Below are 11,915 nucleotides of genomic sequence, written 5' to 3' on the forward strand. Positions count from 1 at the left end.
CGGCACCGAACGACCAGGTCAACGTCCAACTGGACAACGCGTCACCGAGGTTCGTGATCGACACGTTGGCACCGAACCCGCCCTGCCACTGGGACGACACGGCGTAGTTCACCGAACAGCCCGCCGCCGCGGCGCCGGCCGGCAACGCCACGGCGACCGTCGCCGACACCAGCGCCAGAGCGCTGGCCAGCCCTAACCCGACATTGGTTGCTCTGAATCTGGTCATAGTCATCCCTCCGACGCGGACGACGCCTACGCATTGTCGTAGGTCACTGCCCGAGAGCGTTAACAGCCGCGTCAGGCATGTTACGGGAGCGCTCCCAGTTTCCCAACCTCAACCGATTGACTCACGTCGATAGGCGCTTGTATCGTTCGGGTCGCACCGCCACGCGTCGACCATCCGCGCGATGTTAACGCTCACATCATCTGTCCGACCCCTGCGCCACCCAGGACTGCGGCGCCGGCCCGGCCGGGTGGGCCCGAGGCGGCCGGCGAACCCTTTCCGGAGGCCATCATGTCGTTCCCCCCGCTGAGCCGGCGGCACCTGCTCCAGGTGACCGGCGCCGCCGCCGTCACCTCCGCGGCGGCGGCCCTCGTCGGCAGTTCCGCCGTCGAGGCCGCCATCACGCAGGCGTACGCCTTCGATCTCGGGCAGGTGCGGTTGACCGCCAGTCGGTGGTTGGACAACCAGAACCGGACGGTGAGTTACCTGCGGTTCGTGGACGTCGACCGGATGCTCTACAACTTCCGGGCCAACCATCGACTGTCCACCAACGGCGCCGCGTCCAACGGCGGGTGGGACGCGCCGAACTTCCCGTTCCGCACCCACATGCAGGGACACTTCCTGACCGCCTGGGCGCAGGCGTGGGCCGTCCTGGGCGACACCACCTGCCGGGACAAGGCCACCTACATGGTCGCCGAGCTGGCCAAGTGCCAGACGAACAATCCCGCCGCGGGCTTCAGCGCGGGCTACCTGTGCGGCTTCCCGGAGAGCGACTTCGACAACCTCGAAGCCGGCCGGCTGTCCAACGGCAACGTCCCCTACTACGTCATCCACAAGACCCTCGCCGGCCTGCTCGACGTGTGGCGCCTGCTCGGCAGCACCCAGGCCCGCGACGTACTCCTCAAGCTCGCCGGCTGGGTCGACACCCGCACCGCGCGGCTGAGCAGCAGCCAGATGCAGTCCGTCCTCAACACCGAGTTCGGCGGCATGAACGCCGTCCTGGCCGACATCCACCTGCAGACCGGCGACAGCCGCTGGCTCACCACGGCCCAACGCTTCGACCACGCCGCCGTGTTCAACCCGCTCGCCTCGAACAGCGACCAGCTCAACGGGCTGCACGCGAACACCCAGGTGCCCAAGTGGATCGGCGCCCCCCGTGAGTACCGGGCCACCAACACCACCCGCTACCGGGACATCGCCACCAACGCCTGGAACATCGCGGTCACCGGACACACCTACGTCATCGGTGGCAACAGCCAGGCCGAGCACTTCCGTCCCCGTAACGCCATCGCCGGCTACCTCGCCAAGGACACCTGCGAGCACTGCAACACGTACAACATGCTCAAGCTCACCCACGAGCTGATCACCCTCTACCCCGAGCGCGTCGACCTGGTCGACTTCTACGAGCGGGCGTTGCTCAACCACATCATCGGCGCGCAGAACCCGGCCGACGGCCACGGGCACGTCACCTACTTCACGCCCCTGAACCCCGGTGGCCGCCGGGGCGTCGGCCCGGCCTGGGGCGGCGGAACCTGGAGTACGGACTACAACTCCTTCTGGTGCTGCCAGGGAACCGGCATCGAGGTCAACACGAGCCTGGCCAACTCGATCTACTTCTACAACGACACCACCCTGATCGTGAACATGTTCTTCCCGTCGGTCCTCAACTGGACCCAACGCGGCATCACGGTCACCCAGGCCACCACCTACCCGGTCAGCGACACCACCACCCTCACCGTCACCGGGACGGTCAGCGGGACGTGGACCATGCGCATCCGCATCCCGAGATGGACCAGCGGGGCCACCGTCAGCGTCAACGGCGTCGCGCAGGACATCGCCACCACCCCGGACAGCTACGCCGTCCTGACCCGGTCCTGGAGCAGCGGCGACACGGTCACCGTCCGGCTGCCGATGCGGGTCACCATGTGGGCCGCCAACGACAACACCAACGTCTCGGCCGCCGTCTACGGGCCGGTCGTGCTGGCCGGCAACTACGGCAACACCTCGCTGAGCTCGCCGCCGAGCCTGAACGTCGCATCGGTCGCCCGGACCAGCAGCGGTTCGCTGGCGTTCTCCGCCACGGCGAACGGATCCACGGTGAGTCTCCTGCCGTTCTACGACGCGCAGAACATGAACTACACCGTCTACTGGAACGCACCCGGCCAGGTGGGTGGTCCGACGCCACCGACGGCCCCGCCGACCACGGCGACCCCGACCGCGACCGCCTCGGCGACCCCCACCGTCTCGCCCACCGTCTCGCCCACCGCGACCAGTTCACCCCCGGGGTCCGGTCAGGCGACCGCGGTCTACCGGATCACCGGTTCGTGGTCCGGCGGCTTCCAGGCGGAGGTCACCGTGACCGCGGGCGCGGCGCCGATCAAGGGGTGGACGGTCTCCTGGTCCTTCCCGAACGGGCAGACCGTCAACCAGCTCTGGAACGGTACGTACACCCAGAGCGGGGCGAACGTGAGCGTCTCGAACGTCTCCTACAACGGCGCGCTCGCCGCCGGCGCCTCCACCACGTTCGGCTTCCTCGGGACGTCGACCGGCACCAACAACCCGCCGACCAACCTCACCTGCACCACCACCTGAGCCGAGGCAGGTCGGCCCGCACGAACGCGGACCGGGATGCCGGGCGCGGTTACCCGTAGGCGAGCAGGTAGTCGGTCGTTCCCGTACCGCCGGGCTGGCCGGGCGGGGTGATCAGGCCGGGCGCACTGTTCAGGACGTAGAAGCCGCCGCCCGGCATCGCCCGCGGCGTCACCGCCATCATCTGTACGCCCATGGTCGACCCCGCGCGGACCGGTCGGCCGAGGCGGCCACGTCAGGCAACGCGGGCTGCAGCCTGGTCGTCGATGTCGGATCATGGTCAATACGGCCGACCGGGTCGACGGCTGTCGTATCGTGGCTGGCCATTGCGCGAGCCGAGGCGGGGAAGGTGTCGGTTTGACGGACGGTCCGGGCTCAACGGCCGGCGGTGCACGGGCCGGGAAGCCGAAACCTGTCGTTCCGGGCGTCGCGGCTGGCACGGTCGTGCGGTGGGTGGAGGTGCACCGGCTGGCGGTGGCGGGTCGAAAGCCGCTGATCGCCCGGGACGCCGGAAAGCGGGTGGCGAAGGCGTGGCTGCCCAGGTCGCGATTCGCAGACGTCGCGGCCCTCGCTACCGCGACCCTGACTCTCGGCCCGGATGCCGGCGCCTTCTACAACCTGGGCTGGGCCCAGTCCTTCACGGGCCGGCCGCGGCAGGCCCTGGACAGCTACCGGCGGGCCCTGGACCTTTACCGTCAGGCCGGCGACCGCGGCAACGAGGCCGCCACCCTCCACAGCATCGGCCTCGTGTACAACCGACTCGGCTACCGGCAACAGGCCCTGACCCACTACCACCAGGCTCTACCCATCGTGCGGGACGTCGGCGACCGCGCGGGCGAAGCCACCACCCTCACCAACATCGGCGGCGTGCACAACCGGCTCGGGGATCGACAACAGGCCCTGATTCACTACCAGCAGGCCCTGAGCATCACCCGAGAAGTCGGCGACCGCGTCGGCGAAGCCATCACCCTCAACAACATCGGCGCTGTGCACAACCGGCTCGGGGACCGGCAACAGGCCCTCACCCACTACCAGCAAGCCCTGAGCATCACCCGAGAAGTCGGCAATCGGGACGGCGAAGCCACCACCCTCACCAACATCGGCCTCGTGTACGACGGACTCGGCGACCGGCAACAGGCCCTCACGTACTACCACCAGGCCCTGCCCATTCAGCGGGACGTGGGCGACCGCGGGGGCGAAGCCGCCACCCTGAACAACATCGGCGCCGTGCACGACGGACTCGGCGACCGGCAACAGGCCCTCACCCACTACCAGCAAGCCCTGACCATCACGCGGGACGTGGGCGACCGGGCCGGCGAAGCCGCCACCCTGAACAACATCAGCACTGTTCAGTTCCAGCAGGGCGATCTTGTCAGGGCGGAGGACACCTTGGATGACGTGCTTGAGATCCTTCGTGCCGTCGGCGACCGCGGATCGGAGGCGATAGCGAGCTTCAACATGGCCGCGTTGCTCGTGCGGATGGCGCGGCCGGAAGATGCCGTCGCGTTTCAGCGCCGAGCCATCGTCCTGGCGGAGCAGACGAGTCATCCGGCGTTGGACCAGATGCGGACGTTCCTCAACCAGATCGAGCAGATGAGAAAGGGATAGCCGATGGGTACTGCCACGCTTGAGGTTTCGGGGCCGGAGGCCGCGCGGTGGGCCGCGGACCTGCGCGCCACCCTCGCCGCGAACGCCCGGTCCGGCGAGAACGTGTCGCCCGTCGAGGTGCGGCGCTCCGCCGAGATGGTGACGGCCGTCATCGGGCTCGCGTTCGCCGGTGTCGGCACGGCCAAGACGATCTGGGACTGGTGGAACTCCCGCCGCGACAGGGACGAGGGCACCACCGTCACGATCCTGCTCGGCGACGGCACCCACGTCGACATATCCACCGCCAGTCAGACCCGGCTGGAGATCGTTTTCCGGCAGAACGAATCACGGCAGGGCTGAGGACGGAGACGATCCGGGTGAGCGAGATGAACGCCTTCGAGCTGGAGATCTTCGAGCAGACCTCCAGCTACTGCGAGCTGCGCCTGTCGGCCGGTGACAAGCCGCCGAAGACCCGTGGCCTGGACCGGGCCGCCGTCGACGACCTGATCGCCCTGGTGGAACGCGACTACAGCCAGCACGCGGTGGCGCAGAAGGTGTTCGGCGCGCCGCAACTGCGCGACCTCGGCACGAGGCTCGCCGCGTTCCTCGACGGTGACCAGCGGTGGTTGACCGCCGTCCTGGACAGCCCGCCCGGCAGCACCCTGCGCATCACCGCCGCCGAACGGCTGCGGCACCTGCCGTGGGAGTTGCTCGCCCGGGACGGTTCGTATCTGACCGTCTCCGGTCACGCGCCGCTGCTACCGGTACGGGCCGTCGGCACCAACGCCGCGCTCAAGGCCCCGGTCACCCCGGGGAACCGGCCGCTGCGGGTGCTGTTCATGGCCACCTCCCCGGAGGGGGTCGAGCCGGTGCTCAGCTACGAGGCGGAGGAGGCGGCCATCCTGGCGGCCGCTCCGCGTACCGGGACCGACCTGGTCGTCGAGGAGAGCGGCACGCTGGACGGGTTGCGTTTCCTGAGCCTCGACTACGGCGCGGGCTACTTCGACGTGCTGCACCTGAGCGGCCACGCCACCATCGGCGGTGACGGCCGGCCCGTCTTCCTGGTGGAGAACGAACTCGGCGGACTCGCCCACGCCACCGCCGACCAGATCGCCCAGGCCATGGCCGGACGCTGGCCCCGGCTGGTCTTCGTCTCCGGCTGCCTCACCGGCGGCGCCCCCGACGGCGGCACGTTCCCGTCGATGAGCGAGAGCCTGGTCAGGGCCGGGGCGCCCGCCGTACTGGGCTGGGCGCTGCCGGTCGGCGACGTCACGGCGACCGAGTTCGCCGCCGAACTCTACCGGTCGCTCGCCGACGGGGAACCGCTCGACCGGGCCGTCGTCCAGGCCCGCCGGCACCTGTACACGAACCAGCGGAGCAACTGGCACCTGCTGCGCCTCTACGCCGACCGGTCCCCGCTCGCCCCCATGGTCACGCCCCGCCGCACCAAGGGGCGCGCCCGGATCGAGGTACGGCCCGCCGACCAGGAGTTCCTGGACCCCCAGACCCAGCTGTCCCGGGTCGCCTCCCGGGCCACCTTCGTGGGGCGCCGGCGGATCATCCAGCGCTGTCTGCGTACCCTCGAACAAGCCGGCGGTGGCGACGGCCCGGCGCAGGCGCTGGTCCTGCACGGCATGGGCGGTCTCGGTAAGAGCAGCCTGGCCTCCCGGCTGTTGGAACGGATGCCGACCCACCAGCGGGCCGTCTGGTACGGCCGGATCGACCTGATCAAGTTCCGGGAGCTGACCGGCAAGGTCACGTTCGCCACGATGGAGCAGCAGATCGAGGCGAGCACGCTGCTCGACGACGACCGGGTGCCCCTCGCGACCCGGCTGCGCTACCTGCTGCGTGCCGAGGGGCCGCTCGGGCAGACGCCCTGCCTGTTCGTGTTCGACGACTTCGAGGAGGGCAACCTCGACGAGCGGGACGGCGGCCACGTGCTCTCCGCGCAGATGGCCGACATCCTGCCCGCCCTGCTCACCGCCATCCGCGACACCGGCAGTCCCAGCCGGGTCATCATCACCAGCCGCTACCGGTTCCCCGCACCCGCCGGGACCCGCGTCGTCGTCGAGTCGCTGGAAACCCTCACCAACGTCGAACAGGACAAGAAGCTGGCGAGTCTGGCGAACCTGGGACCCGGCTCGACCGTCGACGCCGCCATCCGGGATCGCGCCGTCGAGGCCGCGGCCGGCAATCCCCGGCTGCTCGACTGGCTCGACCGGATCGTCACTGACACCCGCCTCGACGTCGACGGCCTCGTCACCGCCATCGAGAACGAGGCCGACCGGTTCCGCCGGGAGGACATCCTGGCCACGAACCTTCTCGACTCCCAGCCCGCCGAGCTGCGGAAGATGCTCGCCAAGGTCAACGTCGTGGAACTGCCGGTCCCGGTGGAGACCGTCCACGCCCTGCACGACCACCCCGAGGCCACCGACCACATCGCCCGCGCCGCCCAACTCGGCCTTATCGAAGAGGGTACGGATCCGGAGACCGGTCGCCCCCGGTACTACGTCTCCAACGTCCTGCGTCCGCTCATCCGCCCCCTGCTGACCGACGACGAGTACGTCGAAGCCTGCGCCGCAGCCGCCCGGTCCCTCTACGCGCTCTGGGTCACCGACCCTGCCACGGCCAAGTCCGGCTCATGACCACGGTCGCGCGGTGGGTGGAGGTGCACCGGCTGGCGGTGGCGGGCCGGGAGGCGCTGATCGCCCGGGACGTCGGGAGGCGGGTGGCGCGGGTGTGGCTGCGCAGGTCCCCGTTCGCGGACGTCGTGGCCCTCGCGTCCGCGACCCTGACCCTCGGCCCTGACGCCAGCGCCTTCCACCACCTGGGCCGCGCCCAGCTTTTCACAGCGCGGCCCCAGCGGGCCCTGGACAGCTTCGAGCAGGCCCTAAACCTTTACCGTGCGGCCGGCGACCGCGTCAACGAGGCCGCCGCCCTCAGCAGCATCGGCGTTGTGTACAACCGGCTCGGGGACCGGGAACGGGCCCTGGCCCACTACCACCAGGCCCTACCCATCCTGCGGGACGTCGGCGACCGCATCGGCGAGGCCACCACCCTCAACAACATCGGCCGCGTGTACAGCGACCTCGGGGACCGGCAACAAGCGCTGGCCCATTATCGTCAAGCCCTCCCCATCCGGCGGGAGGTCGGCGACCGCGTCGGCGAAGCCGCCACCCTCACCAACATCGGCGCCGCGTACGACAGTCTCGGCGATCGGCAGCGGGCGCTGGCCCACTACCACCAAGCCCTCCCCATCCAGCGGGAGGTCGGCGACCGCGTCGGCGAAGCCGCCACCCTCGCCAACATCGGCCTGGTGTACAAGCGACTCGACCCGCGACAGTCCCTGACCTACTATCACCAGGCCTTACCCATCCAGCGGGACGTCGGCGACCGCGCCGGCGAGGCCGTCACGCGGTACAACATCGCGATGATCCACCGGGCGGCCGGAAACCTCGACGGCGCGATCAGCGAGCTGGAACTGGTCGTCGACATCGACCGCCAGGTCGGCCACCTGAATCTCGCGTCTGACCTGGCCAAGCTCGAACAGGTACGCCAGGAACGAGCAGAAGCGCGAAAGGCGACCTGGCGTGCCCCTGATGACTGACAGGTCAGCGCCCCCTCGGGACTACCCCGGGTACTTGCCGTCCGGCGGCAGGACGCACGGCGACATGACGGTGAGGGCGAGCCACACCCGGTCCCCCGAGCTGGCCCAGTTGACGCTGAAGTCGTCGGCGGTCCGCAGTCGCAGTTCGCCGCCCGTGTCGCCGGCCAGGTCGCGGGCGCCGACCACCTGGTAGCCGCCCGCCTCCACCTGGCCGCGCAGTCGGGTCAGCACCGCCCGGTGTTGCTCCGCCGGCAACGTCACGTGGGTGAAGCCGGTGACGTGGAACCGGCCGTCGTCCGGGCCGTCGCAGGGCGCTGGGCCGATCTGCGGGGCGGCCGGATCGGGCTCGCCCTGGTCGACCATGGCGAGCGCCTCGGTGAGGTGGGTACGGGTCGCGTTCTCGACGTCGGCGAGGGACCGGGTCAGCACGGCGGGTCCTTTCTCCTCGGCCGGCGAACGGGCGCAGCCGGCGATCAGGGCGAGGCCGACGGCCAGGGCGGGGACGACGTACCGGCGGGTCACTGCGGCGCTCGCCCGGTGTCGAGGCCGACGTCGCCGTACCTGCCCACGACGATCCGGGCCTGGTTGTCGAGGCTGGCACTGCCGGGCGTCCAGTACCCGCTGTGTCCCGAGGTGTCGACGTGGTAGCGGTTGGCGCCGAAGCTCTCGTCGCTCGGTTCTCGGCCGTGGATGCCGGGGGCGCTGCCGAGGCTACCGGAGATCGGGTCGTCGGCGGCGGCACCGGCCCAGACGTGTCGGGGATCCAGGTGCAGGTCACGGGCGTCGTTGACGTGCATGCCGGGGCTGCCCGCGGTGACGATGTCGTCCACGGCCAGGCCGTCGCCGTGGCTGGCCGCCTCGCCGACGACGGTGCTGCCGTAGCTGTGCCCGACCACGGTGGTGTGGACGGGACCGGCGGTGTGAGCGGCGCGCAGGCCGTCGGTGAAGGCGTCCAGCCGCACCGCGCCCTCCTTGGAGAGCCGGTCGGAGACGGCGCTGCCGTCGAGGCCGGGGGTGTCGTAGCCGAGCCAGGCGATGACGGAGATCCCGCCGGCCGTCGGTCCGCCCTGCGACCGGGCGGCCCGGTGCAGCTCGACGGCGCGGTCGATCTGGCCGCGCATGCCGTCGAGGGTGGTGCCCACCCCGGGCACCATGACCGCGGTGTGCCGGGCGGTGTCCGGGTCGCCGACGGCCACGACGGCCCGGCCGTCGCCCTTGTTGTCGAGGCCGAGGAGCAGCAACTGCTGGTCGGGTGGGCCGAACCGGGCGGCGTCCAGCGTGGCGAGCAGGGTGCTGAGCCGGGCGGTGTCCCGTACCCCGGCCGGGCTCCAGGTCGACGCCATCTCCAGCTCGCCGAGGCGCGCGTGCAGGGCGAGCCGGTTGGCCTCGTCGCGGTCGACCGCCGGCAGGCCGTCGAGGGCGCCGACCCGTTCCGGGTACGCCACGAGGTAGAGCTGCCGTTGGTCGTCGGTCAACCCCCGCCACCAGACGGCGGCCCGGGTCGGGTCGCCGGTCGGGACGGCCGCCTCGTCGACGCCGAGCAGGGCGGCGGCCTCCCGGGCGTCGTTGACGGCGTCCTTCCACTCGTACGGGTCCATGGCGCCCGCGCGGTCCGGCTCCAGCCGGCCCAGCGCGTGCTGGACGGTCTGGTCCTCGGCGGTGGCCTCCGCGACGAGCTTGGCGATCAGCTCCGTGTAGATCTCGGCGTTCCGCACGTCGCGCTGGCGGACGAGCTGCTGTTCCGGCGTCGGGGCCGGCGGGCCGTCCGGCGGCGGGTGGACCGCGCCGTTGCCGTCCACGGTCAGCTCCAGCAGCGCGACCGCGTCGAGGGCCGCGCGCAGCCGCTGCTGGATGTTGCCGAACCGGGTGGCGGCGGCGTCGAGCACCGCGGTGATGGTCCGGCTCTGCAGGGCGGCCAGGCCGGCCTGACCGCCGATGGCGGACAACCGGGTGAAGGCGGCGTCCGCCGCGTCCCCGGCCCACCGGCCGGACCGCAGCGGACGGGTGACGTCCTGGTCGACCCGCCGTTCCAGGCCCGTCATCTGGGTGGCGAGCGACCGCCAGGCCCCGACCGCCTCCGTGAGCGAACCCGGGCGGGCGTCCCGGAGGTTGGCGAAGGTCACCATCCGCCCGCCGCGCGGAAGTGCTCGGCGCTGGCATGGTCGGTCTGGCGGTAGTCCCGGGCGCAGCCGCGCAGTCCGTCGGTGCCGCTCTCGAACTGTGCGGCGAGCTTGCGCAGGTCGTCCCGCCAGAACCAGAGCAGGTTCTCGACGGCCAGGGCCGTCGACCAACCCGCCAGGTCACGCGCCGCCTGCTCGGTTTCCGGCGTCACGTCGGTGACGTCCTTGAGCAGGGTCTCCCGCAGGTCCACCATGGCCAGCGCGCCCGCGTCCAGCACCGCCGGCTCGACCCGGATCTCGTCAGGCATCGACCGTCCTCCCCGCGACACAACGTAGCAGTCCGAGTACAGCCGTCCCGTCGGGCACGGGGCGGCGTCCACATCTCGTTCGGCCAGGGCCAGCAGGGCGGCTGGGGCTTCGGGATGGCGGTGCGCGCCTACCGCGGCGACTACGCTCCGACCGGTCAGTTCGGTTGGGACTGACACCAGCCCGCCCGTGACGCGATGCACGATGACCGACGAAGGAAACTGACTGTGCTGACGATCCGCCCCGCCCGGCCCCGGGAACTGCCCGCCCTGACGACGTACCCGAACGACGACGAACGCAACAGCGCGACCGCGGCCTACCTGTCCGGGCTGCTCGACAGCGGCTGCACCCAACCGGCCTGGTGCCTGGTGGCCGAGCGGGACAACGAACTCGTCGGCAACGTCGTGCTGTGGACGCTCCCCGGCCGCCCGGTGCCCACGGACGTCGTGCTGCTGGAGCCGGGCGACGACCGGACCGCTGCCGCCCTGCTGACGCACGCCGCCGAACTGGCCCGCTCGCTCGGTGCGCGAACGCAAGGTCACGTACTGGACACGCCGAGCCAGGCCCCGCAGTTCCAGCGTGACCCGCAGCGACGTGAGCGGTTGCTCGCCACACACGGTTTCTCCGTCACCCGCGACGGACGGCGGTTCCGCTGGCAGAACGGCGATCCGCTTCCCGTCCAGGACGACCGGCTGCACTGGCAATCGCTCGCCGAGCTGGGCGAGGAGCCGTTCGTCGACCTGCTCGCCGACACCTTCACCGACACGAAAGATTCGGTCTTCCTCGCCGAGATCGCCGAACACGGCCTGCGCGGCGCGGCCGAACGCAATCTCGCCGACATGCTGGAGCTGGACCACGAGCGGGACTGGTTCGAGATCGGCTACGACCAGCGGGACCGGCCGGTCGCGATCAGCCTGCCCGCCCGTACGCAGAGTTCCGCCATGATCGGCCTGGTCGGCGTCGCCCCGGCCGGACGTGGTCAGGGCTACGCCACCGCCGTCGTAGCCCGCGGGACGCACATCCTTGTCACCGCCGGGGCAACGGAGATCCGTGGTGACTGCGACACCGGAAACATCGGCATGGCCAAGGCCTTTCAGCGCGCCGGCTACCACAACTTCGCCAACCGCAAGATGTTCAGCCGGCCATTGTAAAGAATGGCGAGAAAATTGCCGCCGGGACGGTCGCCTGGTCACCAGTGTGGTGACCAGGCGACCGGCATTCATATTTGAACCGCCCGGCGGCGGTTCTGCCGCCCATTTCTGCCGCTTGGCTGATCGGTTTTCGTCGCATCCATAATGTACGGTCAAAGCGTGTCCCGATAAATGTCGACCCCACCTACCCAGCGCTTCCGGGGTGCGATTCCGGTGTTGCAGCACGACCGGCGGGATGTTGCAAAATTTGACATCGAAAGGATGGACAGCCGATGGCCGAAGACATGGGGTCGACGGTCCCGAGGCGACAACTCGGCCGCGCCCTCAAGGAA

11 protein-coding genes are annotated in these 11,915 nt (G+C 70.5%); 6 read left to right on the top strand and 5 right to left on the bottom strand.

The features are described 5' to 3' along the window. Window positions 1-226: cellulose binding domain-containing protein (locus ACFOX0_RS33155; protein ID WP_377553456.1), on the bottom strand; the 226-nt coding region annotated here is incomplete at its 3' end. Between the two features lie 288 nt (window positions 227-514). Between ACFOX0_RS33155 and ACFOX0_RS33160 the strand changes: the two genes are divergently transcribed. Continuing rightward, the gene (locus ACFOX0_RS33160) at window positions 515-2,815 is read left to right on the top strand and encodes a beta-L-arabinofuranosidase domain-containing protein (protein WP_377553459.1); all 2,301 of its coding nucleotides are present in this window, start codon (window positions 515-517) and stop codon (window positions 2,813-2,815) included. A gap of 49 nt (window positions 2,816-2,864) precedes the next feature. Here the strand turns inward: ACFOX0_RS33160 and ACFOX0_RS33165 are convergent, their stop codons facing one another. Further along, entirely contained in the window at window positions 2,865-3,008 is a 144-nt protein-coding gene (locus ACFOX0_RS33165; RefSeq protein WP_377553461.1) for a hypothetical protein, read from the bottom strand. A gap of 257 nt (window positions 3,009-3,265) precedes the next feature. Between ACFOX0_RS33165 and ACFOX0_RS33170 the strand changes: the two genes are divergently transcribed. From ACFOX0_RS33170 to ACFOX0_RS33185, 4 genes are read left to right on the top strand one after another with little or no spacing between them, the layout of a single operon-like run. Then, window positions 3,266-4,420: a tetratricopeptide repeat protein gene (locus ACFOX0_RS33170; RefSeq protein WP_377553464.1), complete on the top strand. Its 1,155-nt coding sequence runs from the start codon at window positions 3,266-3,268 to the stop codon at window positions 4,418-4,420. A gap of 3 nt (window positions 4,421-4,423) precedes the next feature. Further along, the gene (locus ACFOX0_RS33175) at window positions 4,424-4,759 is read left to right on the top strand and encodes a hypothetical protein (protein ID WP_377553465.1); all 336 of its coding nucleotides are present in this window, start codon (window positions 4,424-4,426) and stop codon (window positions 4,757-4,759) included. 26 nt (window positions 4,760-4,785) lie between these two features. Further along, the gene (locus ACFOX0_RS33180; protein WP_377553478.1) at window positions 4,786-7,044 is read left to right on the top strand and encodes a CHAT domain-containing protein; all 2,259 of its coding nucleotides are present in this window, start codon (window positions 4,786-4,788) and stop codon (window positions 7,042-7,044) included. Then, the gene (locus ACFOX0_RS33185; protein WP_377553468.1) at window positions 7,041-8,006 is read left to right on the top strand and encodes a tetratricopeptide repeat protein; all 966 of its coding nucleotides are present in this window, start codon (window positions 7,041-7,043) and stop codon (window positions 8,004-8,006) included. Before ACFOX0_RS33180 ends, ACFOX0_RS33185 begins: the two co-directional genes overlap by 4 nt. 21 nt (window positions 8,007-8,027) lie before the next feature. Here the strand turns inward: ACFOX0_RS33185 and ACFOX0_RS33190 are convergent, their stop codons facing one another. Genes ACFOX0_RS33190 through ACFOX0_RS33200 form a run of 3 tightly spaced genes read right to left on the bottom strand, consistent with a single transcriptional unit; the run spans window position 8,028 to window position 10,434 of the window. Beyond that, window positions 8,028-8,528 (bottom strand): hypothetical protein, encoded by a 501-nt coding sequence (locus ACFOX0_RS33190; RefSeq protein WP_377553470.1) that lies wholly within the window; start codon window positions 8,526-8,528, stop codon window positions 8,028-8,030. Next, window positions 8,525-10,132 (bottom strand): alpha/beta hydrolase, encoded by a 1,608-nt coding sequence (locus tag ACFOX0_RS33195; RefSeq protein WP_377553472.1) that lies wholly within the window; start codon window positions 10,130-10,132, stop codon window positions 8,525-8,527. The genes ACFOX0_RS33190 and ACFOX0_RS33195 overlap by 4 nt, the downstream gene beginning before the upstream one ends. Beyond that, complete coding sequence (locus tag ACFOX0_RS33200) at window positions 10,126-10,434, bottom strand: hypothetical protein (protein ID WP_377553474.1); 309 nt, start codon at window positions 10,432-10,434, stop codon at window positions 10,126-10,128. Before ACFOX0_RS33200 ends, ACFOX0_RS33195 begins: the two co-directional genes overlap by 7 nt. A gap of 225 nt (window positions 10,435-10,659) precedes the next feature. Here ACFOX0_RS33200 and ACFOX0_RS33205 point away from each other — a divergent pair, with 225 nt between their 5' ends. Further along, entirely contained in the window at window positions 10,660-11,583 is a 924-nt protein-coding gene (locus tag ACFOX0_RS33205; protein ID WP_377553476.1) for a GNAT family N-acetyltransferase, read from the top strand. The last annotated feature ends 332 nt before the right edge of the window (window positions 11,584-11,915 follow it).

Source organism: Micromonospora zhanjiangensis (genome assembly GCF_042650605.1).
Lineage (GTDB): Bacteria > Actinomycetota > Actinomycetes > Mycobacteriales > Micromonosporaceae > Micromonospora_J > Micromonospora_J zhanjiangensis.